Origin of the sequence: Gillisia limnaea DSM 15749, from assembly GCF_000243235.1 — a bacterium.
Classification (GTDB): Bacteria; Bacteroidota; Bacteroidia; order Flavobacteriales; family Flavobacteriaceae; genus Gillisia; species Gillisia limnaea.
This window is the reverse complement of record NZ_JH594606.1, coordinates 72,365-98,061: the sequence shown is the minus strand read 5'-3', so window position 1 is coordinate 98,061 and position 25,697 is coordinate 72,365. Positions and strand designations below refer to the sequence as shown.

The 25,697-nt window shown below is 37.1% G+C and carries 26 protein-coding genes and 1 pseudogene; 6 read left to right on the top strand and 21 right to left on the bottom strand.

Features of this window, described 5'->3' with window-relative positions:
• Nucleotides 1-9: 9 nt before the first annotated feature.
• Nucleotides 10-2,247, bottom strand: a complete 2,238-nt coding sequence (locus tag GILLI_RS02255) for an FUSC family protein (protein WP_006987502.1) — start codon at nucleotides 2,245-2,247, stop codon at nucleotides 10-12.
• Nucleotides 2,248-2,722: 475 nt separating this feature from the next.
• On the opposite strand from GILLI_RS02255, the gene GILLI_RS02250 reads away from it, so the two are divergent.
• Nucleotides 2,723-3,718, top strand: a complete 996-nt coding sequence (locus tag GILLI_RS02250) for an NADP-dependent oxidoreductase (RefSeq protein ID WP_006987501.1) — start codon at nucleotides 2,723-2,725, stop codon at nucleotides 3,716-3,718.
• Between the two features lie 211 nt (nucleotides 3,719-3,929).
• Here GILLI_RS02250 and GILLI_RS02245 read toward each other — a convergent pair whose 3' ends face one another.
• The 7 genes and pseudogenes from GILLI_RS02245 to GILLI_RS02225 form a co-directional block, all read right to left on the bottom strand.
• Nucleotides 3,930-4,337 carry a hypothetical protein gene (locus GILLI_RS02245; RefSeq protein ID WP_006987500.1) on the bottom strand — a complete coding sequence of 136 codons (408 nt, stop codon included), beginning with the start codon at nucleotides 4,335-4,337 and terminating at the stop codon, nucleotides 3,930-3,932.
• 239 nt (nucleotides 4,338-4,576) lie between these two features.
• Nucleotides 4,577-4,741 carry a hypothetical protein gene (locus GILLI_RS18265; RefSeq protein WP_156798625.1) on the bottom strand — a complete coding sequence of 55 codons (165 nt, stop codon included), beginning with the start codon at nucleotides 4,739-4,741 and terminating at the stop codon, nucleotides 4,577-4,579.
• Between the two features lie 115 nt (nucleotides 4,742-4,856).
• Nucleotides 4,857-4,964 (bottom strand): annotated as a pseudogene (locus GILLI_RS19180) (methionine adenosyltransferase); the annotation flags it as partial.
• 285 nt (nucleotides 4,965-5,249) lie between these two features.
• On the bottom strand, nucleotides 5,250-6,065 hold the full coding sequence (locus tag GILLI_RS02240) for an ice-binding protein (RefSeq protein ID WP_006987499.1): 816 nt from the start codon (nucleotides 6,063-6,065) through the stop codon (nucleotides 5,250-5,252).
• Between the two features lie 256 nt (nucleotides 6,066-6,321).
• Complete coding sequence (locus GILLI_RS02235) at nucleotides 6,322-6,891, bottom strand: helix-turn-helix domain-containing protein (protein ID WP_006987498.1); 570 nt, start codon at nucleotides 6,889-6,891, stop codon at nucleotides 6,322-6,324.
• Between the two features lie 415 nt (nucleotides 6,892-7,306).
• Complete coding sequence (locus tag GILLI_RS02230) at nucleotides 7,307-7,978, bottom strand: hypothetical protein (RefSeq protein WP_006987496.1); 672 nt, start codon at nucleotides 7,976-7,978, stop codon at nucleotides 7,307-7,309.
• Nucleotides 7,979-8,273: 295 nt separating this feature from the next.
• Nucleotides 8,274-8,990 carry an SDR family oxidoreductase gene (locus GILLI_RS02225; RefSeq protein WP_006987495.1) on the bottom strand — a complete coding sequence of 239 codons (717 nt, stop codon included), beginning with the start codon at nucleotides 8,988-8,990 and terminating at the stop codon, nucleotides 8,274-8,276.
• Between the two features lie 268 nt (nucleotides 8,991-9,258).
• On the opposite strand from GILLI_RS02225, the gene GILLI_RS02220 reads away from it, so the two are divergent.
• The 4 genes from GILLI_RS02220 (at nucleotide 9,259) to GILLI_RS02205 (ending at nucleotide 13,632) form a co-directional block, all read left to right on the top strand.
• Entirely contained in the window at nucleotides 9,259-9,636 is a 378-nt protein-coding gene (locus GILLI_RS02220) for a hypothetical protein (protein WP_006987494.1), read from the top strand.
• An 87-nt stretch (nucleotides 9,637-9,723) separates the two neighbouring features.
• Nucleotides 9,724-10,341 (top strand): YqaA family protein, encoded by a 618-nt coding sequence (locus GILLI_RS02215; protein WP_006987493.1) that lies wholly within the window; start codon nucleotides 9,724-9,726, stop codon nucleotides 10,339-10,341.
• Between the two features lie 254 nt (nucleotides 10,342-10,595).
• Nucleotides 10,596-12,218: a M28 family metallopeptidase gene (locus GILLI_RS02210; RefSeq protein WP_006987492.1), complete on the top strand. Its 1,623-nt coding sequence runs from the start codon at nucleotides 10,596-10,598 to the stop codon at nucleotides 12,216-12,218.
• A gap of 130 nt (nucleotides 12,219-12,348) precedes the next feature.
• Nucleotides 12,349-13,632: an APC family permease gene (locus GILLI_RS02205; RefSeq protein WP_006987491.1), complete on the top strand. Its 1,284-nt coding sequence runs from the start codon at nucleotides 12,349-12,351 to the stop codon at nucleotides 13,630-13,632.
• Nucleotides 13,633-13,681: 49 nt separating this feature from the next.
• Here GILLI_RS02205 and GILLI_RS02200 read toward each other — a convergent pair whose 3' ends face one another.
• Together GILLI_RS02200 and GILLI_RS02195 are read right to left on the bottom strand one after the other, a co-directional pair.
• Nucleotides 13,682-14,647 (bottom strand): EamA family transporter, encoded by a 966-nt coding sequence (locus GILLI_RS02200; RefSeq protein ID WP_006987490.1) that lies wholly within the window; start codon nucleotides 14,645-14,647, stop codon nucleotides 13,682-13,684.
• A 293-nt stretch (nucleotides 14,648-14,940) separates the two neighbouring features.
• The gene (locus GILLI_RS02195; protein WP_006987489.1) at nucleotides 14,941-15,396 is read right to left on the bottom strand and encodes a KTSC domain-containing protein; all 456 of its coding nucleotides are present in this window, start codon (nucleotides 15,394-15,396) and stop codon (nucleotides 14,941-14,943) included.
• Between the two features lie 191 nt (nucleotides 15,397-15,587).
• On the opposite strand from GILLI_RS02195, the gene GILLI_RS02190 reads away from it, so the two are divergent.
• Complete coding sequence (locus GILLI_RS02190) at nucleotides 15,588-16,091, top strand: RidA family protein (RefSeq protein WP_006987488.1); 504 nt, start codon at nucleotides 15,588-15,590, stop codon at nucleotides 16,089-16,091.
• Between the two features lie 14 nt (nucleotides 16,092-16,105).
• On the opposite strand, the gene GILLI_RS02185 is transcribed toward GILLI_RS02190, so the two are convergent.
• The 11 genes from GILLI_RS02185 to GILLI_RS02135 all read right to left on the bottom strand — a co-directional run bounded on the left by GILLI_RS02185 (nucleotide 16,106) and on the right by GILLI_RS02135 (nucleotide 25,560).
• Nucleotides 16,106-17,020 (bottom strand): carbohydrate kinase family protein, encoded by a 915-nt coding sequence (locus tag GILLI_RS02185; protein ID WP_006987487.1) that lies wholly within the window; start codon nucleotides 17,018-17,020, stop codon nucleotides 16,106-16,108.
• Nucleotides 17,021-17,059: 39 nt separating this feature from the next.
• Entirely contained in the window at nucleotides 17,060-17,683 is a 624-nt protein-coding gene (locus GILLI_RS02180; protein WP_006987486.1) for a 3-keto-disaccharide hydrolase, read from the bottom strand.
• Nucleotides 17,684-18,149: 466 nt separating this feature from the next.
• Entirely contained in the window at nucleotides 18,150-19,250 is a 1,101-nt protein-coding gene (locus GILLI_RS02175) for an alkene reductase (protein WP_006987485.1), read from the bottom strand.
• Nucleotides 19,251-19,341: 91 nt separating this feature from the next.
• The gene (locus GILLI_RS02170) at nucleotides 19,342-20,034 is read right to left on the bottom strand and encodes a type 1 glutamine amidotransferase domain-containing protein (RefSeq protein ID WP_006987484.1); all 693 of its coding nucleotides are present in this window, start codon (nucleotides 20,032-20,034) and stop codon (nucleotides 19,342-19,344) included.
• 43 nt (nucleotides 20,035-20,077) lie between these two features.
• On the bottom strand, nucleotides 20,078-20,374 hold the full coding sequence (locus GILLI_RS02165) for a putative quinol monooxygenase (protein ID WP_006987483.1): 297 nt from the start codon (nucleotides 20,372-20,374) through the stop codon (nucleotides 20,078-20,080).
• Nucleotides 20,375-20,474: 100 nt separating this feature from the next.
• On the bottom strand, nucleotides 20,475-21,044 hold the full coding sequence (locus tag GILLI_RS02160; protein ID WP_006987482.1) for a Crp/Fnr family transcriptional regulator: 570 nt from the start codon (nucleotides 21,042-21,044) through the stop codon (nucleotides 20,475-20,477).
• 111 nt (nucleotides 21,045-21,155) lie between these two features.
• Nucleotides 21,156-21,614: a DUF4437 domain-containing protein gene (locus GILLI_RS02155; RefSeq protein WP_006987481.1), complete on the bottom strand. Its 459-nt coding sequence runs from the start codon at nucleotides 21,612-21,614 to the stop codon at nucleotides 21,156-21,158.
• A gap of 104 nt (nucleotides 21,615-21,718) precedes the next feature.
• Entirely contained in the window at nucleotides 21,719-22,966 is a 1,248-nt protein-coding gene (locus GILLI_RS02150; RefSeq protein ID WP_169312717.1) for an N-acetylmuramoyl-L-alanine amidase, read from the bottom strand.
• Nucleotides 22,967-23,160: 194 nt separating this feature from the next.
• Complete coding sequence (locus tag GILLI_RS02145) at nucleotides 23,161-23,541, bottom strand: BlaI/MecI/CopY family transcriptional regulator (RefSeq protein ID WP_006987479.1); 381 nt, start codon at nucleotides 23,539-23,541, stop codon at nucleotides 23,161-23,163.
• Nucleotides 23,542-23,725: 184 nt separating this feature from the next.
• Nucleotides 23,726-23,965, bottom strand: a complete 240-nt coding sequence (locus GILLI_RS02140; protein WP_006987478.1) for a VF530 family protein — start codon at nucleotides 23,963-23,965, stop codon at nucleotides 23,726-23,728.
• Nucleotides 23,966-24,012: 47 nt separating this feature from the next.
• The gene (locus GILLI_RS02135; RefSeq protein ID WP_006987477.1) at nucleotides 24,013-25,560 is read right to left on the bottom strand and encodes an SDR family NAD(P)-dependent oxidoreductase; all 1,548 of its coding nucleotides are present in this window, start codon (nucleotides 25,558-25,560) and stop codon (nucleotides 24,013-24,015) included.
• Nucleotides 25,561-25,697 lie beyond the last annotated feature (137 nt).

The following is a 25,697-nucleotide window of genomic DNA, read 5'->3' as shown; positions in this document are numbered from 1 at the left end:
AGCGCCTTTTTACTCATTATTTAGGAATTTTGTTTCCCTTATTTTCATTTCAAGTTTAACCGAAAGATCCATTAGCCACCTCAATTGCTCATAGATCAATTGAGCCTCTTGTAATTCTCCGCCAGATATTTCATCAAAATTAGAGTTGGCTTCATTTTCTTTTACCCTTGTAAGACTGCGGTAATTTTTGTCGAAGAAATTCATTGCAGCAAGCTGTTTCTCTTTAATAATGGGAATAGGAGAATCTTTAGAATTTAAAAGTGCAAGGGAAATTTCCAGATTTTCTTCTATCCCCCGGGAAAAAGCCTTAAAATGAGTACTGGCTTCTGTCGTTCTATGATTCTGGATATAAGTCCCCATAGATGCCAGAGAAGATAGAAAACTGTGATTGAGCACGGTAAGCTCATAAATCTCCTTCAAATTTTGCTGTTTGCTTTTTGGCTCCTGGGTCATACGTTGAAAGGCGGTATTCAGGTTTCCTATTCCCAAAAATGCCTCTTTCCGGCATAGTTTATAGGAGGTTGGAAGTTTTCCCTTTTTTTCGTAAAACTGGGTTACTTCCCTAAAATATTTTTTGTTAGCCTCGATACTTTCAATGATCACAGATTTGATTGCGAAGAATTCCCAGGAAGGCCAAAGTATCAAATTTCCAAGCGTGGCCAATCCTGCACCTATCAAAGTATCTACCACTCTAAACTGAATAACATTTATAACATTGGGTTCCAGAAGTGCGTAAACAAACACCACACTAAGGGTTACAAATACCGCGGAAGTTTTGTAATTCTTTTGAACAGTCGCAAAGGCCAGCACCAGGGAAATTATGGCCAGGATCGCATATAAGGTTAAATTTTGAGTAATAAAAACAATTCCCACAGCTATTGCAGCACCAATGAGGGTTCCAAGGGTTCGTTGTTTTGAACGGGTTTTAGTAAGTCCATAATTTGGCCTCATGATAACCACGATGGTCAAAAGGATCCAATACGCATTTTGAACCGAAAAATAGGCCCCTATAGCATAACCTACTATTACTACCATAGCAATGCGAAGGGAATGCTTGAAGATTACCGATTTTAAATTAAAATTCTCTAAAAGGATTTTGGGATCAAATTCCTGCCGGGTGATGAATCCCAGAATTTCATCTTTTTTCGCAAAACCTGTTTCCTGCAGTTCCTCATTTCCAAGAAGTCTTTCTATTTTATCGATTTTTTGAATTTGTTCTTCCTGATAATCATAAAGATTCTTTAGCATAAGGAATCCTTCATTGGCATACTTACTACCTTCTGAATGATAAGTCTTTAGGCTTTCTTTAACCTCGTTTAGACTTGTTTTTAGCGTACTTTTTTTAGATATTTTATGAAGCGACCCTGAAATGGTTTTCAATCTTTCCGCCATTGCAAAGATCAATTTTTGGAAAACCAGAATTTGGCCAGGATGATCTTTTAGTAAACTGTCCATCTTATCATAATTCACTGGATTGGCCATTGCAAGCTCAAGAATATCGACCAGCTGAATAAGAATGAGCAGTCTCTTTCGTTCATAATTTGAATTTCCAGTGGTCTTTCTGGAAGATATCAATATATCTCTTAAAGTTTCGTGTTTTTCGTTAAGTTCACTTTGAAGTTTCAGCAATCGCGGCAATAAAATTTCCCTCTTGTCTTCCCCGATAATCAATCTACCTCTGGTTTCCAGGTACTCGGATGTAAGTTCAAGGCTTTGGGCAAGGAATTGATCTGTTTGACCTTTAGGGTTTATTCGCTGCCAAAGAACCGTTAAGGCCAGATACCATAATCCACCTATTCCAATAAGAAATGCTCTTTCATAGATTTCAAGAATATTGGAGATATTGGCAAAACTAAGCACCAGAGCAAATAATCCGGAGAAGCTAATAAGAGAAGCTCTAAATCCAAAAACGGCCAGATAAGATAGTACGAAAATCGTGACGCCAAGAACAGGCAAACCTATCCAGGAGTCTGCTATAAGATATCCTCCAATTAAACTTGCCAGCACAGCAAGAAATGCAGATAAAGCAATCCCGAAATTTTTATGTCTCAAACTACCGCTAACGTCGCTGGGAGAACTAAGCAAAGCTCCAAGTGCAATGGCCAGGCCAATTTCAAACCTGCCAAATTCCACTCCTACCAATATAGGCAGGCTAATGGCCAGTGCAAGTATGGATGCCTTGGCAAAGTCGGCACTTTTTAAAAATCCCGGTAAGCCTTTAAAAATTTTGGAGGGTTTAAAATTCAAATTAGTTAAAAATTGATTACATAATTTTTGCAAAGTTAAGAGCCTACGGCTCTATCTACGTTAATCTTTTCTGAAATTATATAAAATAAGCAGCCTTTAATTGGTCTTGTGGCACAAGTCCCCTGTTGCCCGATCATCCCGTAAGGGCTATATTTCAAAGAAATATTATATATTTCTGCGGTTTACGTATCTGGATGGGCTGTTCCGGGATAATTGACTCACAGTTGAAAATTTGATTTTTAATTCCACCGTGGGTTTCATTGCCCGTTTGGATATCGGAATGAATCGAATGAAGAAATAATATTCCAATCCATTCCGCAGGGACTGGCCCGAAATGATTTTTGACTCAGGCGGGCCCGCCCTTAACGTTCGGGCAGGCCCGCCCGAGGCAGTTGATTTAAAATATAATTCCTCCAGCTTTTAAAATTGGGCAGAATAATGTAAATTCAGATCATAATTAGAAAAAAGTTAAAACATGAATAAAATAATTCTACTTAAACACAGACCGTCAGGAAAACCCACTTTAGAAGATTTTAAATTTTCAGAAGAAGAAAAACCAACTCCGAAAGATGGTGAGATTTTATTAAAGACGTTGTATGTATCTGTCGATCCTTATTTACGGGGAAGAATGCGTGATGAGGAATCCTACATCCCTCCTTTTAAGCTTGACCAACCTTTAGAATCTTCAATAATTGCTGAAGTGATAGAATCAAAAAATTCAAATTTTAAAAAAGGAGAATTTGTGAGCGGATTGCTTAAATGGAAGGAATATCAAACTGCCGCCGGAAACGGACTTAATAAAGTAAACAAAGAGGCAGCTCCGCTTACCGCTTATTTAGGTGTTTTGGGTTTAACGGGAATCACCGCTTACCTCGGCCTTAAGAAAATAGGTGATTTAAAAGGGGGCGAGACACTTCTTGTTTCAGGAGCTGCAGGTGCTGTAGGAAGTGTTGTTGGTCAAATTGGAAAAATCATGGGCTGCAACCTGGTTGGAATTGCAGGCAGTGATGAAAAAATTGAGCGGATAAAAGAAAAATTCGGTTTTGATGACGGAATCAATTATAAAACTGCCAATGATATGAAAAAGGCAATTGGTGCAGCCTGCCCAAAGGGAGTTGATGTTTATTTTGACAACGTAGGAGGAGAGATCCTTGATGCCGCAATGGCCAATATCAATAAATTTGGAAGGGTGATAAACTGCGGTGCCATTTCTTTGTATAACGAAGAAAAAAAGCCTGTAGGTCCAAGGCATGAGGGTACGCTCATCAAGAAAAGCGTTTTGATGCAAGGTTTCACTATTATGGATTATGTAAAGGATTTTGGGCCGGCAATAAATCAACTTTCAACTTGGTTAAAAGATGGTAAACTCACATATTCTGAAACCATCGTGGAAGGTTTTGAGAATATTCCGCAGGCTTTTCTGGATCTTTTTGAAGGAAAGAACAAAGGGAAAATGATCGTTAAGGTATAAAATAAGTGATTTAAGCAAGCTCAAAGTATTGTCCAAGGAAGAAATATCCAGAATTTTTATGAAATCCCGCCCGTAAAGTTCGGGCAAGCCGCCCGCCCGAGCGGTAAGGGCGGGCCCGGCTGGATTAAAATCATTTCGGTCATCCCGATAGCTAAGGGACGGGGAAATAAATCCTCTATGAGAGATTTGAATATATCATCATTATTATTGTTTATTTCCAGATCGAATCACCAGATATCTTTTTCCAGATGGTATTATCATCGGTTTTTATTAATCGGGAAGGGTTTACAATTTCAAATAGGATTTCTCCGGTAGGAATTTCAAAATTTGGTTCAAAAGTCAATATTATAAGATTTCCCTGAGTTTTGTAATTTCCATCCCAAAGGATATCCGTCAGCATGATTCGGACTTTTTTATCTTTCATAAAATCAATTTGTTGATGGCAGTTTTGGAAAAAGTCAGGTTCCGGCTGGGCAGCCAAACATTCTTCTTCCGTTTCAAAATAAAGATGAGCAAAGCTTTTGTTCTGAAGCATGTTTTGTCTTGCACTGGTTCCAACCGGCGAACAAGCTGTAATGAGCATCAGAATTAAAAGAAAAATTTGAGTTTTTGGCTTCATCCCGAAGGAATTTATGTGCTTAAAAAGTTCTATTAATTTACTAAAAATCAGTGGATAAAGAATGCTTGAAAGTGTGAAACTTATCTATAAAGACATCATAAAAATCTGCCAAAAAATAATTGGAATAATCTGAAGTAAAATATTCTTAAGCTCCTATAATTTTTTCCAATATTGGGAAACTTCCTTCAATTGTTCCAGTACCAAATCCCTGATCTTTTCATGATCCACTTTTATGTTTTTCAGTTTAATATTTGATATGAAGTAATTGGAGCTAATTTATCGATCATGGCAATCTCGATAGGAAAATTGAATTGCAGAAGATTTTTCACACCCATAACCTTGATATACTCTCCACCAAAAGGGAATTTTATTTTAGTTCCCGGATTGTTCAAAAGAGCTTCCATTTAAATAATTTTTTTCTCCAGAATTGTAGTTGGATAATATCCTTCTCCAAAGGAAGTGTCTTTCGCTAATGGGGTCTCCCCTTTTCCAAACCTGCTGAACAATTAGACTAGTTTTTTACTTCCTACTTTGATTTTCTTGGTGAATGATCGCCCCAGACTCTTTCAAATAATATTTGGAGAGTTCTATGGAGATCTGTTCGATGATTAAATCGCAAATCGTATCGGGATGCCCATGCCTTTGCGTTCAGCTATTTCAAATGTGGCAGAAGTTATTTGTTCTATTATAAGCTGTTACCGTCATTGCTATCATTATTCATAATAGAGATAAAAAATGGATTATTAAAAATTTTTGCTATTCCGGAATTTCATTTAAATTATTGAAGTTTTTAAACAAAAAAAAAGATCTGGTTTTTAGACCAAATCCTTTTTCTGAATTAAAATAGAATACTGAATTAAACTGGTTTCGAAGTTGTTCTTTCAGCCTGAATTTCAGTACTTAGGAATTTTATTATGGTTGGGTAACAGTATTCATTTGAAGAGTTGCAGCAGTTTGTGCCAATAACCTTCCGTTTATTGAAGCGCCAGTCTTCAAATTAATTCCAGTCTGACCTAAAATATTTCCTTCAAAATGGCTGGTAGTTCCAAAAGTAACCGCACCGGCAACTTGCCAGAAGATATTCTTGGCTTGTGCACCACCACTCAAGGTAACTCTCACTGCAGAACTCATATCAAGAGTTCCGGAAACCTGGAATATCCAAACATCGTCTGGTCCACCTTCCAGTGTAATATCAGTTGGGATAACAACTGAACTTGTAAATTTATAAAGTCCGGGGGTTAGAGTTTTTCCTCCAATATTTCCGGCTCCTAAATTTACAAAATCCGGGGTCTTACGTCCGGCTGCGTCAGTATATGCGGTTTGCATATTACTTATTGCTGTTGTTAACATGTTTGCGCTGGTGGTGATACAAGCAGGACCAGCAGCATCTACGGAGTAAACATTCCCTGTCACTTCTCCACATTCTAAAACCATCGCTGCACCCGTAATTGGACTTGTACCAATATCACCGGTAATAGAAGATTTATAGACACTGGTAATTCCTGTTTTTGAAAGAATTGCAAAATTCCCAGCAACACCAAGATCTACAACTTTCAATGTTCCCTGTGGTTTAGTGTTATCAGATTGCTTATTTGAAGATAAATCTGCCGTATTTTCTATTGATGCATTCATATCAGCTGAATTGTCATTCAATTCATCCTTTTCACAACTGGACACTAATCCAACAAATACGATTGCTAAGGCTGGTACTATTATTTTAAGTTTCATAAATAATTACAATTATTTCGCGACTTCATTATCACTTGGTAAAAGTCAACTTTTGGATGATGGATCGTGTTACATAATTATTGAAGTATGTTATATAATTCCCACATTTGTTAAGATAGTAAGCGGTGAATAGCAAGGAAAAGAGCTGAAAATTTTGAAATTAGCAATACGAAGCGGGATATTGAAAGTGAGATTATGACCTTTTACGTCTTTAATTATGAGAACTTTAATCATCCATCACCATTAATATTTCTTTTTAAATGGTAAGTATGCTCAGTTTTAGATCTTCCTGATTTAGTTTCATTTCTTTATAACAAGATGGAGAATATCCGGTAACTTTTTTAAACTGACCAGATAAATGTGCCATGCTGCTATAATGAAGTTTATAGGAGATCTCTGTAAGATTAAGTTCATTATATAAAAGCAATTCCTTTACCCTTTCAATTTTATTGAAGATAATATACTGCTGTATGGTAATACCCTTTACTTCTGAAAACGTATTAGCCAAATAGGTATAGTCATAGTTTAATTTTTCGCTGATATATTCTGAATAATTCATTTTAGGACAACCATCGGCATATTGGATCATCTCAAGAATTGTGTTTTTTATTTTTTCAATAAGGATGGCCTTTTTATCCTTGTGTAGTTTTAGGCCAAACTTTAAAAGATTCTTTTTCAGTTCATTCCTATGCACATTAGATATTTCTTCAAGAAGTTCAACCTCTCCCAAATCGATAAATCCAAATGGGATCCCAAGTCTTTTCAACTCTTCTTTAACAAGAATTATACATCGCAAACTGATCATATTTTTAATATATAATTTCATATTAATTTTTTAAGTCTGTATTTTAATTCTTCAAACTAATTACCACAACGTATTTATTTACAATAAATGTTTATTAAAAATTAAAATTACCGTAAATAATAAAAAAGATAAATGAAAGAATTTTCGTACGCATAAGCTGATTGTTAACGGTTCAAACCTAAGACTATTTAAGGAAGGGGAAGGGAAATTGGGATAGTGTTGGCATTAATAGTTGGTTTATTTTACCGATTATAATTGAATTTTTACCCAAGATTCGGATTTTTTACATATCTGGTGAGCAAGCTTCAAACTAATAGATTTCTGTTTAACCTTCTTTTTTAATACAAGTTTATTCGCTGCAAAAGGGTTAGAAACAAAAAATGCTGCTAATTGTTTTAGCAGCATTTTTAGATCTTAGTTTTAAATCAACAATTCCTTAGGAATCATCTTCGGTTTCTTCTATATCGCCTTCCCATTCTGAAGCTATAACCTCTTCTTTTTTGATAAGGTTTCCTGATATGGTTAATTTAAAATGGTTGTTATTTGAAATTTGTAAATCCCAGATAATATTTTCTGCTTCGGGAAATTCCACACTTCCATTCATTTGCTCCTCAAATAATCTTTTAATAATATTCCTGTCGGAAAGACCATCATTAAATAATCGTAACAGCATTTCCTTAGTTAGGTTGGCATCGTTATTTTTATCTAAAGAGGTTATTGAGCAATCGATGATAGTAGCACTGGAGCTTGGGAATTTCCCATTGTAAGCTTTAAATAACAATTGATTGATATGGAATAATGTGGATTGCAATTCCATTTCCGGATATTCCTCGCAAACCGTATCTATCAACATATCATTAGAGATCTGCTCAATCTGCCCTTCTGATAGATGTTCTCCTAGTTTGTAATCCAGAACTATCCTGGCAGCTTCAGAAGGTTCAAAATCGGTAATGGCCATAAACAATAATTCCCTTAAATTTTCAGATTTGGAATCTTCCGCATCGGGATAATTGAATTTTTCCAGCAACTGAACATAATCTTCATTTGTCCAATATTCCTTGATTTCATCAACTGTATGGATGTCATCTATCTTTATTTTGTATTTCATAAGTTTATTTTATTGTTTTTTAATGGTCATATGCGACATCCAAACAAACATTCCCCTGTGTGAGAAAAATTTTCTAATGGATGTTTCATCTTCAATTTTTATTCGGTTGTATAAATTAATTTACAGTTTTGCGCATGATAACCATTTCTTCTCAACTAATTACGCCTGTAAAGCCAAAATTTTATTAATATTTATTCTATTTAAAACAGTTTTAACCGGTTTTTAAAATCCCATAAATTTTATAAAAAAAGGCAGCGATTTATAGTGCTGCCTTTCAGGAAAGATAATAACACCTCTATTTAGATGGTGGTTGAGAAGGTCTAACTTCAATTTTACTAGGCAAGGTACGGGGATTCATCTTTAACAAATCTACTACCAATTCTCCTATATCTTCGATCTGGATTTTCCAGGAATCTTTTTCTGAAGGTTCATGGTCGTTAAAATGTGTTGCTACAGATCCCGGCATGATCGTGCTCACATTGATTCCAAGATTTCTCAAATCCAACATAACCGATTGCGTCATTCCGGTAACCCCAAATTTACTCGCATTGTATGCAGATCCTCCGGCAAAGAAATTTGTTCCTGCAAGACTGGAAATGGTAATTACATAGCCTTTAGATTTTTTTAATCCCTCCAGGGAAGCTTTTATACTATAAAAAACCCCGCTAAGGTTAGTGTCTATAGTTTGTTTCCAGTCCTCTACTGAGAGATCTTCTATTGAAGCAAAATGACCTACCCCGGCATTGGCCACCAGAACATCCAGTTGCCCCCAGGTATCTGTAACTTTTTTTACGGCCTTTTGCTGACTTTCATAATCTCTTACATCAGCTTCAAGACCTAATGCCTCTCCGCTACCGACTTTTGAAAGCTTATTGGCTGCTTTTTCTGCAGCATCTTTTGAGCGACTTGTAATAGCTACGTTCATGCCCAATTTTATCAATGCTTCGGCAACTCCGTATCCTATTCCTTTACTTCCACCTGTTATAAGTGCTACTTTTGATTTGAAATCCATTTTGTCTAATTTTTAATGAGTTTAAAACTACTAAAGAAGCAGCTCCCTTTAAAATTTTTAGTTCTAATTAATTGTTAATAATATCTAGTCTATAGCCATAGTACAGGTAATGAGAGAGAAAGAATTAAAATTTAATTCTTTTATAAATATTAGCTAAAATTGTTTTGAAAAAACTTTAAAGCACTAACTTTGCTATCATTGAAAACCGCGCATATCGCATATGCTGAAGGTTAAAATATAAGTGTAACGTACTATAAAATCAAAAAAATTGAATAATACAAAAGCTCAAAAATTACTCGATAAGATTCAACGCGATTTAATGCGAAACGGAATTGTTGTAAATACTATTGTTAGCGATTTAAAGGAATTAAGACTTTATGCAGTAGAAGAGGAAGATCCTCTACTTGCTAAAGTGATACGTTTAACCTACGAACATATAGAAAATTACCAAACATTCGCCATTTCTATTCCCGAGGATGAGCCCGTTGATGAACTGGGAGATGAAAACGAATCTGAAACATCTGTTACCCCTGAAGAAAGTCTTGATTATCTTCTATCATTAATGAATGATACAACCATTAAAAATAATGAAATGGATTTAAGAGAATACAGCCGGGATCTTCAGGAATATGAAGAAGAAAATTAAATACATTCCCTCTAACCTACTGGTTTTGTTTTGAAGCATTTCAAAACAAAACCAGTAGACCCTGGAATCCAATAAATAAAGAACTTAATGAAGAAGGATGCGAAATCTAAAAAGAAGTCGCGCATAAAATTGCTGCACCAGTATTACAGTTATACGGGGTTCTACAAATTTGTAGGGAAAAGTGTAAAAAAAGCAATTATTCCAATAATCCTTGTAATTGCCGGAGTATTAGCCGTAGATTATTTTGTTCTTGATTTAAATAAATTATTGGTTACTGTTACTGAAACCTTTTCTCCGATTGGTATTCTTGGTGTTTTTTTTATTTCAGAATCCTTATTAGGACTGGTGCCTCCGGAGCTATTCATTGCCTGGGCGGGAAAATCTTTATATCCTATTTTTTTTCTTACACTTTTGGCTACAGCATCCTATTTGGGTGGTATTGTTTCTTATTTTATAGGTGTTGGGATTACCAAAATACCTGCATTTAAAAACCAGATTGAAACAAACCTGGCAAAACATATTAAAAACACCCGTAAATGGGGTGGTTTTCTAATTATTGTTGGTGCCTTACTCCCTATTCCATTCGCAATGACCAGTATTGCTGCAGGAATTATACGCTTCCCATTTTCAAGTTTCCTTTTGTTTGCCCTTCTTCGGTTTGTGCGCTTTTACCTTTATGCCCTTGTAATTTTTGAAATGGTTTAAGTACGTTTAAGAATAGCTGTAGTGCAATAAATCTGTTTCGTTCTTTATAATCGAATCAAGATCAAATCTTCTGGATTGCCCCCGTGACTTTTATTGAATAAACCTTTTTTCTCCAAAACTTTTTTCGCTTCCATAAAAAAATAATCCTATTTCATTCTCTTTGGAAATATTAGAAGTAGACTTTTATTCACAAATATTCAATACTTTAGGCACCTATCTAAACCAATATTAATAGGGTTAATAAATAAAATTGTATGAATAAGTATTTTGGAGTTCTTCTTTTAGTAGCATCTTTAGGATGTAAAACCGGTGGTGAGGAAACTAATACGGTAGCAGACGTCAGTCAGGAAACCCTGGCTAAACATATAGAGCAATTAGCTTCGGATGAATTTATGGGCAGAATGCCTTTTTCAGAAGGAGAAGAGAAGACGGTTCTTTATTTAGAGGAAGAGTTCTCAAAACTCGGACTTTCTCCCGGAAATGGAGAAAGTTATTTTCAGAAGGTTCCTCTTGTAGAAATTACAGAAACTGTATCAAAAGAGATGAAGATATCTGCCCCTCAGGGAGATTTTGATCTTAGCTTTTTCGAAGATTTCGTGGCGCTTACCTTAAAACCTGAAGACTCTGTAGCGCTTGAAAACTCTGAACTTGTATTTGCAGGCTACGGAATTGTTGCGCCGGAATATGGCTGGAACGACTATGAAGGGATTGACTGGGAAGGAAAAACTGCGGTTGTTTTAATCAATGATCCCGGATTTGCAACCAAGGATTCTACCTTGTTTAAAGGAAATGAGATGACCTATTACGGTCGATGGACCTATAAATATGAGGAAGCCGGTCGCCAGGGTGCCGCCGGAGTTATTATTATTCACGAAACCGAACCGGCATCCTACGGTTGGAATGTGGTACAATCTAGCTGGACGGGAGCAAAATTGAATCTGGAAAGCGACGCCCCGGTTGCCGATGTTCAGGGCTGGGTGTCACAGGACGCTGCAGAGAAATTATTTGAAGCCTCATTAATCGAAAATAAGAACTACAAGGAACTGGCCCTACAAAAGGATTTTAAACCAATGCCAATGGGTATTAAAGCTTCTGTAGGTATAAAAAATGAAATTGAAAGGAATACATCCAAAAACGTGATTGCTCTTTTTGAGGGATCTACAAGAAAAGATGAGTATATTATTTATTCTGCCCATTGGGATCACTTAGGAATTGGCCGGCCGGTAGATGGAGATTCAATTTATAACGGAGCCGTTGATAATGCCTCCGGTACTGCTGCACTTCTTGCCATTGCTGAAGCTTTTAAGAAAGGACCGCAACCGGAAAGATCCATTGTTTTTATTGCGGTAACTGCAGAGGAACAAGGATTATTGGGCTCTGCCTATTATGCGGAAAACCCCGTTTTTCCACCGGAAAATACCGTAGCTATTATCAATATGGATGCTTTGAAAAGTCCGGGGAAAATGAAAGACCTTACTATTACCGGGTTTGGCCATTCTGAAATGGATCAATACGCTACAGAAATTGCTGAAAAACAAGGACGTTATGTCATTCCAGATCCTGTGCCGGAAAAGGGTTATTTCTACAGATCTGATCATTTTAATTTTGCGAAAATAGGTATTCCTGCACTCTATGCTTCAGGGTCTTATGAAGGTTTTGAGATTGGAGTGGATTCTATAAAGAAATTGAATGAGGAATACAGTAAAAACAAGTATCACCAACCTTCAGATGAATATGATCCTGAAACCACAGATTTAAGCGGGGTGCAGTTTGATGTGCAACTTTTTTATGAAGTTGGACTGAAATTATCCAATGAGGATTCTTTCCCGAAATGGAATGAAGGAAGCGAATTTAAGGCTGAAAGAGAAAGAAAATAACCCAAATTATAGAAGCATCTTTTTCAAAGTATTACGCTTTGGAAAAAATGTATAATCCGGGATTAAAATAAACACAAAAACAAATGACCCCATTTTATCTTTAAACAAAATTTTTTGAAATTAGTTAGTATTGAAGCTTAAGAGAGAAATTTCCAGATGGGATCTGGTTTTACTATTAATCAACAGTACCATTGGTGCAGGAATATTTGGTTTACCCTCCCAAATATTTAAATTATCCGGTATCTATAGTCTTCCCGCCCTGTTTTTATGTGCTCTGATTGTTTTTGTCCTGGTACTTGTTTTTGCAGAAGTAGCCAGCAGGTTTAAGAAAACCGGTGGCCCCTATCTTTATATTTTGGCTGCTTTCGGAAAGATTCCTGCCTTTATAATTGGCTGGCTTATTCTTATTACCAGGGTATCCACCTATGCCGCACTCATCAATTTAATGGTAACTTATTTAAGTTATTTTAATCCGCTGTTTATTGAACCGGTTTATAAAATAAGCCTCATAAGCGGTATTACCTTTTTGTTTACCTGGGTGAATTATCTTGGTGTTCGCAACTCAACTATTCTTAGCAACACCCTCGCAATTGCTAAAATACTACCGTTACTGGCATTTGTGGTAATTGGCCTGTTTTATATAAAACCGGAACTTATAGATACCACTCAGGCACTGCCTGATTTTTCCGATTTCTCATCTTCGGTACTAATCCTTATCTTCGCATTCACCGGTTTTGAAGCGGTGCTTGTAAACACCGGGGAGATCAGGGATCCCAGGAAGAATATTCCCTTTGCCCTAATTACTTCGCTATCCTTTGTTGCAATTTTTTACGGGCTAATCCAATTTGTAAGTATTGGAACTTTTCCAAATTTGATATCCTCAGACAAACCCATCACAGATGCCGCTCAATTGTTTATGGGGTCAACCGGAGCAGCCTTGATCACTCTTGGAGCGGTTATTTCCATTGGTGGAACATTAAATGCTGTAATGTTAATAGGCTCCAGAGTTCCTTATGCACTGAGTGAGGAAAAACAATTTCCCAAACTATTTTCCGTCCTAAATCCAAAAAACCGTACGCCGGTATATTCCTTATTTATATTTACGGCTGTTACCCTGTTGGCATCCCTCACAGGATCCTTCATTTATGCGGTCTCAATAAGCGTAATAAGCAAAATATTTATCTTTTTATTGGTGTGTGCCGCTATGATCAAACTGCGCCAAAAACCCGAAAAAGAAGCTGATTATTTCAAACTGCGGTTCGGAAACTTTTTCGCAATAGCAGGGATCCTTGCTTCTGTGGGACTATTGCTGAGTTCTGACTTAACCGAGTTTGTAGATGTTTTGGTCACGGTATTAATCGGACTAGCGTTATTTGGAATTTATAAAATTTTCTCCCGAAAAAAAGAGTATTAGACAGTAGATATTTCAGCAGAAATTATTCATATTAAATAATGTTCAGGAACTAATCAGGTTGATTTTCGGAATTTCCCTGGTTTGCTTTTCTACCTATTCTGCTTGAAAATCTTGCAAAGATCACCAATTGTTTCCTGGTATTTATAAAATAAACACCGGTAAGAAGCACAATTGCAGCAACGATAGATTGAGTGGTAATTTGTTCGTTTAAAAAATACCAGCCCAGCAAAAGTGCAATAATAGGGTTAACGTAGGTTGAAGTTGCCACTTTTTCAGGAGAAACCGTTTTTAATAAATAATTGAAGGAGGTAAAAGCTACAATACTTCCAAACAGTATCAAAAGAATCATAGAATATTGAGTTGGGGAACTCCAGGATGTAGGATAGGACCAGCTTTCTCCAAATAATACACTGGCGATGAGCAGTAAGATCCCTCCGGTAAACATTTGATATCCTGTATTCACCAAATAATTAGAAGGCAAATTGGCCCTACCTACAAAAAGGCTTCCGGAGGCCCAGCTTAATAGTGCCAGAAAAATCAATACCATTCCCAGAACAGAATTTTCCTGTTCTGTTATTTGTTTTTGACTTACCAGTAAGTAAATTCCAATAACACCCAGGATAACTCCTACGATGGACATTGCTTTAATTTTTTTATTGTCAATAACCCTCATTAACAAAAGAACGACCAGGGGTTGGGCAGAAATTTGAAGCGCTGCAAAACCGCTATCCACATATTTTAATGCCCATACCACTATTCCATTTCCAAATGCGAGGAACAGAAATCCTGCAATTACCGTATTGAGCAGTTGCTTTTTTGAGATCGCCAGACTTTTTCCCAGCATCAGACTTAAAATAAATATTAAAATACCCGCGGTAATAAAACGAATAGAGGCCAACATAAAAGGAGGTAATTCGGAAACGGCAATTTTGTTTAAAAGATAGGTCGAGCCCCAGATAACATAAATTGAAAAAAACGCAGCAATAACAAGCGCGGTATTTGTGGATCCCTTCATAATGATTGTATGCTTCTACTTATAAATTGCAATAATAGGAATAATCTTGCGGTTGTAATCCGTGGATTCGTTAATTTGATTCTTCCGGAAACGACTTATTTAACAACTTTAAGCCCTCCAATGGGTTTGATTTCCCGATGCCCGGACGGAACGGGCGGGATCTCATCGAAGTTCTGAATTTTTCTTCTTTGACATAGCTAATGAGATCACTCCAGAATCCCTGAAAAATTGAACAAAAAAATTCCAAAAGCCCGAAGGCCTTTGGAAGTATATAAAAACCTATAGTTTTATTTCTAAGCTTCTTGAAGTGCGAGATCTTTCTTTGATTTTCTGTAAAGGAATGAGGTAAAAATATTCCTTTTAGCAAAACGAAATTGTCTGTCGGAATTTACGAATTTCTGAAAAAGCGGTTTATTAACGCCGAAGTATTCGTAAGTAGTGCCATCTGTAAAAGAGATCTCCAAAAGATTTCCTTTATGCTGAAAATCTGCAATTCCGGCTTCAGAAGTTGTGATAATATATTCTTCAAGATTTGCAGCTTTTGTTTCCGGAGCAATGCTCACAAGAAAATGGTAGCCATCTATAATTTGCTTGCTTTTAATTTCAGCCTCCGCGTGCATTTCATCGGTTTCCTGAAATTTATCTGGATGCCATTCTTTCACCAAATTTCTGTAAGAAGTTTTAAGTTGTTTCAGATCAATGTCCTTTTCAACATTAAATAGTTTCTTGTATTCATTAACACGCTTCATCTATGCTTATTTTAAATAAGCGGCGAATTTACACCTTTTTATTTGATTTAAATAAATTTTAATGCTTGCTGTTTATCAGCTATAAAAACCGATAGGGAACACCATTTTTTTAGATGAATCCCATAATTTTAATCTTTACTCAAAATAAATGAAAAATTCTTAATTTGTACACTGAATAAAACTATCGTATCATGAAAAATATTTTACTCTTATTGTTCCCGGCTTTTTTTATTATCGCCGGAGCAAGCGCGCAAACTCCTGAAGAGCGTTTGGTGGAACTTGGAATTAGTTTGCCGGAAGTGAGTCAGCCTTCTGCTAATTTCGTGAAATGGCGTAGAGTTGATAATCTTATTTTTCTGGCAGGAACAGGCTCAAAAATGAAGGGGAAGCTTGGGAAAGATCTTTCTGTGGAAGAAGGTTATCAAGCTGCACGTTTAACCGGCATCGACATATTGGCAAGTTTAAAGGCCGCTTGTGGAACCCTTGACAATATTAAACAGTTTGTAAAAGTACGGGGAATGGTTAATTCTACACCCAATTTTTACGAACAGCCGGCAGTAATCAATGGTTTTTCCGACCTTATGGTAGAAGTTTTTGGTGAAAAAGGTAAACACGCAAGAGCCGCTGTAGGTCATGCAACCTTACCATCTAATATCGCTATTGAGATTGAAGTTATTGTTGAAGTAAAAAAGTGAAACCAATAATAAAATTATAGGTTTTCCTGTAATTGCCCCCCTATTCCACCTATTTCGGAAAGGCTAAGCGTACCGCATTTAACCGCGGTCATTCCACAAACTTTTAATGGTTTCCCCTGAAGCCATTCCCGTAAAAAACCTGCATTAAAATTATCCCCTGCACCGGTGGTATCGGCTATATTTAAATTTTTACTGATTTCCAGGGGAACATCTGTATGAAAATGAAATTTATCTTTAAATATGGTAGCACCGTCCTTTCCTCTTTTAATCACTACTATTTGGCATAACTTTGCCAGCCATTCTCCCGCCTCTATGACATCCGTTTTGTTTGAAATTTTTTTAGCTTCTTCTTCATTGGGTAGAAAGACGTTGATATAAGGTAAAAGCTCCATAACCTTATTCCAGTCATTTTTTGGCGCCCAGTTCGTATCCAGTGAGGTCGTAATTCCCTTGCTTTGAAGCTTTATGACCACATCTGGCCAAAAATCGAACAATTGATCCAGTAGAAAGTATCCTGCAATATGTAAATGGCAGGTTTGATCCAATACTTTTGAATTCAATATATCTTCAGCAGAAAGTGTAGCCATAGAACCTTGAAAGGTGAGCATTGCTCTATCGTCAAAATAAGAAAGTCCAACCCCAACAGAAGTTTTTATTTCAGGTTTGGTAATAATATGTTCTGTAGAAATATCGAGGTGTTTTAATTTCTGAAGCAGAATATCTCCAAAAGCATCTTCCCCAACCGAACCAATTAACCCAACTTTTCCTCCTAGCTTAGTAAACTGAGAAGCAAAAATTGCTGACGAGCCTCCTAATTCAATAGCATAATCGTCTATATATTGTTCCACCTGACCATAAATAGGTTTTACTTTTCCGGAGAGCAAAATATCCAAACAAAGATCGGCCACTACGGCTACATCATATTTCATTTTTTTCTTTTTTTTGGTTCAGCGTTGGGATTTAAAATTTTAATCGAGTTCCTGGTAACTTATTTCCTTAAAATAAACCACATCATCACCACCATGATTTTGCAATCCTATGTACCCAGACTCCGGTCGAGGCCCTCTTGCTGGCTCATAGGATTTTACTTTTTCAGGAACTGGATCACCTTCGGTAAAATCGGTAACCAAAATTCCATTTATATGGACCAGGGTTCGGTTTTCATCCAGTGTGATTTCCATAGTATTCCATTCTCCCGGAATTTCCGGGTTTGCCTTTGCTTTGGTAAAGGAATATAAAACCCCTGTTTTATGATACTCGTCTCCTCGATCATCTATTTGGACTTCAAATCCTTTATTTACGGGCATCCATGCTTCTGTAGGTTTTTCCGGAATCCGTATAAAAACGCCTGCATTATTTTCATCAGCTCCTTTGTAAACCACCTTAATCCTTGCATTTTCAAACTTTTTTTCTGTAAACCAAAGCAATCCCATGCCGCCGCTGGATTTAAGCATTCCGTTTTCCAGAATAAAATTACCATTACCCACCTGCTCCCATCCTTCCATATTTTCTCCGTTGAACAGCGGGATCCATTCCTGGGCACATAGGTTTCCAGTGAAAGTATATAACAAAATGATTAAAACTGTTTTCATGGATATTACTTTTGTTTAAAATAAAATTAGGAATCCTGACTAATATATGCTAAAATTATTTTACCGGAGCGACCTTTAACGAAGAGAATTTTTGAGTTAATTCCTCATTGAGGGTTTACTCCGCCTAACCGTCGGGCAGGTTCCTTTTCCTGATATTCTATCGGGATACATTGAATTTTTACAAGGATTTTCCAATTCATAGCTTCTGAGCCTTGCCCGAGGTTTTTGATTAACACTAGCAGTTTTAATTCCAAGATTTCTGTCCGTCCAGTTCTGGAGGGCCTGCCCGAACGTCACGGGCGGGCCTGCCCGAACGGTAAGGGAGGGATTTCAACAAAATTCAGGATATTTATTTCTTTCACATAGCTCGTGTGTTTGCCCGAGAAAACCGATTAAAAAAAGAGAGACCTTCAGGAACTGAAAATCTCTCTTTAAAAATATAATAAAATGGTATGCATGCTGCTTTCTATGCGGTTTTCTTTTTATAATCAAGGTACCCCTCTTTTCCCGGGGTATAAAATGTGTCTGCATTCCATTCGGTTAATGGAACATTTTGAGCAAATCGCTCCACGAGATCAGGATTTGAAACATAGGGCTTTCCAAAAGCAACCAGGTCGGCATAGCCTTCTTCCAATACTTTGTTCCCTTTTTCCTGATCAAATCCGCTATTGATTATAATTGTTCCTTTATAAATAGGTCTGTAGCGTTTTGCGATTTCAGTTTCGGCATACGGAATATCGGATACATCGGTAAAGGGTTCTGATAAATGCAAAAAGGCCAAATTATAATCGTTCAATTTCTCTATGATATAATCAAACGTTGGAATAGTTTCCTCGTCCATTTTCATTCCGAAGATACCATCCATAGATGGATTTAATCGCAATCCAATCTTGTTGGCAGGCATCACCTCCTTTATCGCTTCAATCACTTCAAAAAGGATCTTAGCACGATTTTCTATACTTCCGCCGTATTCATCTTCACGTAAATTAGTAGTGGCATTAAAGAACTGGTGAAACAAATATCCATTGGAGGAATGTATTTCTATCCCGTCAAATCCAGCATCCATCGCATTCTTTGCAGCGTTTTTAAAATCCTGAACCGTTTGCTTAATCTCCTCAATAGTCATCGCTTTTGGCGTTACGGTATCCTTAAAGCCCTCTGGAGTATAGGATTTAGATTCAGGATTAACGGCCGAAGGTGCCAATGGCAATTCCCCGTTATGAAAATCGGGATGAGACATTCTCCCTACATGCCAAAGTTGTATAAAAATTCGACCGCCGGCATCGTGAACTTTCCTGGTAACCACTTTCCAAGCTTCAAGCTGGTCCTTTGTATAGATACCGGGAGTATTCACATAACCAACCGCTTTTTTGGAAACCTGAGAACCTTCAGATATAATCAATCCTGCAGATGCACGTTGCTCATAATAGGTTCCCTGAAGCTCCCCGGTTGGAATATTTTCAGAATTATTGGCCCTGCTCCTTGTCATGGGTGCCATTACTACACGATTGGGAAGTTCGAGTCCGTTTAAATTATATGATTTTAATAATGCCTGATCTTTGCTCATTCAATTATTTTTTTACTTTAATCCAAACTTTGGGTTTATTTCTTTTGTGATTATATCGAAATTCTTGGTGTTTTTCCTTTTAAATACCTCGTTAGCTTGCTAGAGAATTGAGCTTTTCGGCTAATTTCGCTGCGACTTTCTCGGATGAAGCTGGATTTTGCCCTGTGATCAATAATCCATCTTCTACAGCATAAGGTTTCCAATCGCCGGTTTTGCTGTAATTTCCACCGTTTTGTTTTAGCATATCTTCCAGTAAAAAGGGAACAACTTTAGATAATTCTACCGCTGCTTCTTCCCCATTGGTAAATCCTGTCACGTTTTTTCCATGAACCAGAGCTGTCCCATCTGTTCCTTTTACATTTTTCAATACTGCGGGAGAATGGCATACAAAAGCTACAGGTTTTCCTGCGGAATAAAAATCTTCGATGAGTTTAATGGAATTTTTATCTTCTACAAGATCCCAAAGCAATCCGTGACCGCCAGGATAAAAGACCGCGTCATAATCGGCCATGCTTACTTCACTTAATTTATGGGTATTGGCAAGCACTTTTTGAGTTTCTTTATCCTTATCAAATCGTTCGGTGGTTGCAGTGCTGGCATCCTTAGATTCACTATTAGGATCTATTGGAGGTTGCCCGCCCTTTGGAGTTGCCAGCGTAATATCAAATCCAAGATTCTTTAAATGGTAATAAGGAGCTGTAAACTCTTCGATCCAAAATCCGGTTTTATGTCCGGTATCTCCCATTTTATCATTGCTGGTAAGTACAAATAATATCTTTTTCATAGCTATATTTTTTTACGTTTTGATTTATAAATTAAAAGGTCTTCTACAATTTCGAAGATAGAATGTCTATTTTCTGAATTATTGGTTCTTCAGATAGTAGCGTACTGGCATTTGCCATTAGATTTTTGGCAATTTCGCCATTAAGATGTGCATTCCTTCCATCTTCCGTTTCAAAAGTATCCATGATACCGAAGGTGTTTTTGTCAATTTGAAAACTATACCAGGTAAGTGTTTTTTCTTCTGTTTTCGCTAATTCTACAGCAGCTTTAAGAAATGTTGCAACCTCGTTTTCTTTCCCGCTTTTTGCCTTCAGGGTGGCTAATAATCCTAACTTTTTCATGACTTTATAATTTTAACTTCTAAGTACAGCAAAGCTAAAGGAGAAAGGCCTTATTCTGCTTGATGTATGTTAGGGAAGGCTGTTAAAAATTGTTAAGCTATCACAACTCTTTTCTAATCCGGCTAAGGCTTTCCGGTTGTATCCCGAGGTAATTCGCTATATGGTAATTAGGAACACGCTTTTCTATATTGGGGTAGGAATTACAAAATTCCAAATAGCGCTGTTTGCTGTTCATTTGCAACGAAGATAAGATACGGCTGCGAAGAGATACGAAAGCACCGGTGATTTTTAATCGGAAGAAACGTTCAAATTTGGGAATTCTTTGATATAGTACTTCCAGGGCATCTTTTTGAATTTCAAGAAGAACAGATTCTTCGATGGTTTCAAGGTATAATTGTGCAGGAGCATTATTGAAAAATGCCTCAAAGTCAGAGATCCACCAATCTTCAACCGCAAATTGAATAATATGTTTGTGTCCGTTTTCATCCAGATAATAAGCCTTTAAACAACCACTTACCACGTAATATTCAGAAGTCACACTATCTCCCGGTTTTATTAAAAGTTCCTTTTTTCCGAGTTTTTTTTCTGAAAGTATACTAAGAAATTCCTCCTGTTCTTCTTTGGTAAGATGAATATCTTTTGAAATATGATTTAAGATAGCAGATTGCATAGGACTAAAAAAGGGATCAAGCGGTAGGCCTGGTTAAGCTGTAAAAGTATAGAATCCCCTGATTATAATGTGTGTATTTTGTAAATTTTGAAGGAGTAGAAAACTACTGATTCAATTTTTTATTGCAACCGGGATAGCATCCAAAGGTTCTTCAAAGGCTATAAATAATACGCAAGGACTATTACCACACTTTGCGGAATGTGGTTTTCCGGCTGGTCCAAACGCATAGGAGCCAACTTTTAATGTTTGAGGCTCTTCTCCTTCGTAGGTAACTTCAAGTTCTCCTGCTACAAGAACCATTCTTTCTACAGAGGTGTGATAATGCTTTGGAATCTTTGAATTTGCAGGAACTTTAAAGAAAATGTCTACATTTTTTTCTGCCGGATCTCCATGCAATACCGCAATTTCACAGCCTTGCGGCATAAAATCGGGACATCCACCCCATTCAAGGCTGGGATCATTATGAACTTTTACCAATGCCTTATCCTGGGCAGGTAATCCCGGCGCTGCCATAAAAAGTAAGAATATAAAAATAATTTCAATCCTCACTACTTCATATCCTGCTTTCATATCTTCAAGATTTAGAATTTATAGACTATAAAAATGGAGAATTCATATTTCTTTTACTATAGGTCGAATCACGTATTTTTGACCATCAAAATATTGATAACTAATTATTCGTTAATTTCATTTTTTATGGAGAGGAGACCGTTGTAAATTCCTTCTGCCAGCTCCTGATGATAGCGATTGTCACGGAGTAAGGCAAAATCCCGCGTGTTGGTCATAAATCCCATCTCGATCATCACGGCCGGAATATCACTATTCTTTAAAACAAAGAAATTTGATTTCTTAATTTCTGCCGTCTCAACAGTTTGTAGCAGGTGATTCGCCAGTAGCCTGCTGTATTTTGCAGACTGGGATGCACTATTACTTTGAGGACTAAAGATTACCTCTGCCCCGCTTTTTTGATTGTCGCCCGAGGCATTACAGTGGAGACTCAGAAACATGTCTGCACCTTGGGCATTTACAAAATTTACCCGTTCTTCAAGGCTTAGGAATTCATCCCTTTCCCTTAAAAGGATTACTCTAACTTCTTTTTCATTGCCAAGCGCCAGTAGCTTAATTGCAACTGCCAGGTTTATTTCTTTTTCGAGGGATTCAACTTCATTGTTTCCGGAATCTTTTCCTCCATGTCCTGCATCTACAACGACTACAAAAGGAGCAGGATTACCTATTGTATTAAATGAACTTACTGCAAAAACGGCAGCAAAAAGAAATAATGTGATGCCGGCTTTTAAAGCAATACGGCTTCGGGATGATCTTTTAATGTGTAGCATATTTAATCTGTTTTTGGTTTGAATGAAACTAAAGCCGCTTAATAAAGGCTGCAAAACTTTTCCGCCAGACTTTACTAATTGAGAAGCATATACTTCCCTGTTACCTCCTGCTTTTATTACAGCCTCATCTGCCAGGTACTCATGGTTCTCCAGGATCTCTTTTTTATATAACCACAGGAAGGGATTGTACCAGAAAAAACATCCGAGAAATTCCAGGAAAAGAATATCGGCCGAGTGTAATTGCCGGCTGTGAGCCTTTTCATGTATCAGCACCAGGTCCAGGTATTTATCCTCCTTAAGATCTTGCGGGTGAATGAACAGGTAATTAAAAAAACTATAAGGGTTACCTCGCTCCTTAAGCAAAACGGTCGTAAGCTTACCAATCCTCCCGGATCTTTCCCTTTTAATAAGGAACAGGAGTAACAAAATATTTTTTGCAAAACGGACCAGAAAGACAGCAGTTACTATCCAATAAATATAGTTGATAAAGTTCCTGTAGTTGACCATAGGAGCAGAAATTGTTTCCACACTACTTTTCTCAGGATCCTCTGCAACAATTTCTTCTGAAGAAATTATTTCACCCACCTTTATCTTTTTTACCGGCTCGAAATTAAAACCATAATCAATTTGAAGTACCGGAGCAAGTAGACAAAGGCAAAGAGAGCTGAGGAGAAAAAATCTATTAAATACAAATAGCTTCTCTTTTTTAAGGAAACTTCTGTATAATATTATAGAAATACCAAGCCCTATAACGGAATAGAATAGATAATCTGCCATCGCTATTTTTTCTTTTCTTGAATCTTCTCCTGAAGAAGTTTTTGTAGTTCTTCCATTTCCTCCATACTCAGGTCGGCATTTTTAGTAAAGAAAGAAGCAAATTGCGAAGCGGAATTGTTAAAGAAGTTGGAGACCATATCCTTTACCTGTCCACTAAAGTATTCGTTCTTCTGTAAAATAGGATAATACTGTTTATCCCTGCCTAATTTTTTAAAGCCTATGTAATTTTTATCAACCATCCTTCCCACCAATGTAGATATTGTGGTGTAAGCAGGTGCAGGCTCCGGGAATTGTTCTACAATATCTTTAAGAAAACCTGTCTTGATCTTCCACAAATACTTCATTACCTGTAGTTCCGATTTATTTAGCTGTTTTATATCCACAATTATAGTTTCTTTACTACAAATGTAGTAATATAATTTGATAATTATGGAATTGAAGAAAATTTTTCAGAAAATAAAATAAAAAATAGGATCTATAACTACAGGACTCCAGCGCATGATATCCTGAATTATCTTTAGATGATTCTAGGTATACCCTCCTTAATGTATAAAAAAGCCCATAGTTTTACAAATTTTGAAGGTAAAGTTGCTCTACTTTCTCCCTGGCCCAGGGAGTTTTTCTTAGAAATTTTAAACTAGAATTTACCGATGGATTGTGGGTGAAACAGCGAATATTAATTTGTTCGCCAAGTTCTTCCCAGCTATATTTTTCTAACAGCGATTCAAGAATAGCGGCAAGTTTCAACCCATGCAACGGATTGTTAGGTTGCTTTTCGGAATCTTTATTTTCAGTATTTTTGGACATTTTATAAAAGTAAAGAAAAAATTAAATTTGTAGCCTTTTTTAAATACTTACCAATCAATAGGCATATAATCCTTCAAAAATTTTCCGCTCCAATGTTTTCCGGTATTGATACCATCTATTAAAGGATCCATTACTCTGGCTGCGCCATCTACAATATCGAGCGGTGGCTGAAAATCGTGAACTTCCACCTTTTTCCTGGATAATTCTGCTGGATCTTCGTCAGTTACCCATCCGGTATCTACGGCATTCATAAAGATTCCTTCTTTGGCCAGACCAGATGAAGATGTATGGGTCATCATATTAAGAGCAGCCTTGGCCATATTGGTATGGGGATGCCTGTCTTCTTTCTTGAACCGCTGGAATTTCCCTTCCATGGCCGATACATTGATGATATGCTTTTTACCTGTATTCTCCTTTTTCATCAATGCTGAAAGTCGGTTACACAATACAAACGGTGCCACTGCATTTACCAGTTGTACCTCCACCATTTCAGTGGTTTCTATCTCCCCTAATTTCAATCTCCAGCTATTTGTTTTTCTAAGATCTACCTGCTGAAGATCGGCATCGAGTTTACCTTCTGGAAAAACCTCTTTTACAGACAACGAATTATCAAAACTATAGGGGATTTGTGAAAGCTCTGCAGAAGCACGTAATCCTATTCCAGGTTCTGGTCCGTGCCAGGTTACCGGTAAATTTTGATTGTTTCCTGTGCCTTCAGCAAGGTTTTTCAATTCCTGAATACAGGAAATATGATTCTCAAGCAAGTCCTGAGCCTGAAGAGGAAGCGCAGTTACAGGCATAGATTCCTTTTCCATAAGATGCTGATAAAATCCGGCAGGACGCCTTACGGTTTGCGCGGCATTATTGATCAAAATATCAAGCCGCTCATATTTTTGTTCTATATAATTACAGAAAATTTCCACGCTGGGAATGTGTCTCAAATCCAGTCCGTGAATTTTTAACCGATGTCCCCATTCCTGAAAATCATCTTCTTTAGAAAACCTAAGGGCAGAATCTGCCGGGAATCGTGTAGTGGCAATTACTGTTGCACCAGATCTAAGCAACATCAGGGTTATATGATATCCTATTTTCAATCTTGAACCGGTAACTACAGCGACCTGCTTGCTGAGATTGGTAGTTTGAAACCGTTTTGCGTAATTGAAATCTCCACATTCTGTACACATGGTATCATAAAAATGGTGCAATTTAGTGTACACTTTCTTACATACGTAGCAGTTTCTGGGCGATTTTAATTCCAGATCGCGTTCCGGATTACTGCCTGGCGCTATAAGTTTAGGAGCCGAAAATACAGCGGCTTCCCGGGCACTCCTGATTCCTGTTTCCTTACGTGCGTGTTTATCCCGCTCGATCATCTTTCGCTTTGCCGCTTTTTTGGCATCTTTTCTGCGGCGGGCAAATTCATCTTTATTAGGCCTGGTGAGTAATCCTGCAGCAGCCATAAGAGCAATGCGTTGCTCCTCGGGTAAATCAAACAATTGATTGGTATCTCCCACCAACTGCTCCAAGACAGAAATACATTTATGGATTTCTGCCTCGCTTAGTGCTTTGGCTACATCTTCATTTCCGGAATTCATATCACTTAATTTCAGTCGGCAAATATAAGTTTAAAATCCAATTTTTTGACCTGAATGAACCGGAGTTACTTTTTGAAAAAAAAATCTGATGAACCAGCTGATTCCTGATTTGATTTTTTCTGTTTTTAAATACATGG

Bases quoted from the DNA above. Each gene is read 5' to 3' on its own strand.
- GILLI_RS02250 (WP_006987501.1), top strand. From the start codon at position 2,723: ATGAATAAAATAATTCTACTTAAACACAGACCGTCAGGAAAACCCACT.
- GILLI_RS02245 (WP_006987500.1), bottom strand. From the start codon at position 4,337: ATGAAGCCAAAAACTCAAATTTTTCTTTTAATTCTGATGCTCATTACA.
- GILLI_RS18265 (WP_156798625.1), bottom strand. From the start codon at position 4,741: ATGGAAGCTCTTTTGAACAATCCGGGAACTAAAATAAAATTCCCTTTT.
- GILLI_RS02240 (WP_006987499.1), bottom strand. From the start codon at position 6,065: ATGAAACTTAAAATAATAGTACCAGCCTTAGCAATCGTATTTGTTGGA.
- GILLI_RS02235 (WP_006987498.1), bottom strand. From the start codon at position 6,891: ATGAAATTATATATTAAAAATATGATCAGTTTGCGATGTATAATTCTT.
- GILLI_RS02230 (WP_006987496.1), bottom strand. From the start codon at position 7,978: ATGAAATACAAAATAAAGATAGATGACATCCATACAGTTGATGAAATC.
- GILLI_RS02225 (WP_006987495.1), bottom strand. From the start codon at position 8,990: ATGGATTTCAAATCAAAAGTAGCACTTATAACAGGTGGAAGTAAAGGA.
- GILLI_RS02215 (WP_006987493.1), top strand. From the start codon at position 9,724: ATGAAGAAGGATGCGAAATCTAAAAAGAAGTCGCGCATAAAATTGCTG.
- GILLI_RS02210 (WP_006987492.1), top strand. From the start codon at position 10,596: ATGAATAAGTATTTTGGAGTTCTTCTTTTAGTAGCATCTTTAGGATGT.
- GILLI_RS02200 (WP_006987490.1), bottom strand. From the start codon at position 14,647: ATGAAGGGATCCACAAATACCGCGCTTGTTATTGCTGCGTTTTTTTCA.
- GILLI_RS02195 (WP_006987489.1), bottom strand. From the start codon at position 15,396: ATGAAGCGTGTTAATGAATACAAGAAACTATTTAATGTTGAAAAGGAC.
- GILLI_RS02190 (WP_006987488.1), top strand. From the start codon at position 15,588: ATGAAAAATATTTTACTCTTATTGTTCCCGGCTTTTTTTATTATCGCC.
- GILLI_RS02185 (WP_006987487.1), bottom strand. From the start codon at position 17,020: ATGAAATATGATGTAGCCGTAGTGGCCGATCTTTGTTTGGATATTTTG.
- GILLI_RS02180 (WP_006987486.1), bottom strand. From the start codon at position 17,683: ATGAAAACAGTTTTAATCATTTTGTTATATACTTTCACTGGAAACCTA.
- GILLI_RS02175 (WP_006987485.1), bottom strand. From the start codon at position 19,250: ATGAGCAAAGATCAGGCATTATTAAAATCATATAATTTAAACGGACTC.
- GILLI_RS02170 (WP_006987484.1), bottom strand. From the start codon at position 20,034: ATGAAAAAGATATTATTTGTACTTACCAGCAATGATAAAATGGGAGAT.
- GILLI_RS02165 (WP_006987483.1), bottom strand. From the start codon at position 20,374: ATGAAAAAGTTAGGATTATTAGCCACCCTGAAGGCAAAAAGCGGGAAA.
- GILLI_RS02160 (WP_006987482.1), bottom strand. From the start codon at position 21,044: ATGCAATCTGCTATCTTAAATCATATTTCAAAAGATATTCATCTTACC.
- GILLI_RS02155 (WP_006987481.1), bottom strand. From the start codon at position 21,614: ATGAAAGCAGGATATGAAGTAGTGAGGATTGAAATTATTTTTATATTC.
- GILLI_RS02140 (WP_006987478.1), bottom strand. From the start codon at position 23,965: ATGTCCAAAAATACTGAAAATAAAGATTCCGAAAAGCAACCTAACAAT.
- GILLI_RS02135 (WP_006987477.1), bottom strand. From the start codon at position 25,560: ATGAATTCCGGAAATGAAGATGTAGCCAAAGCACTAAGCGAGGCAGAA.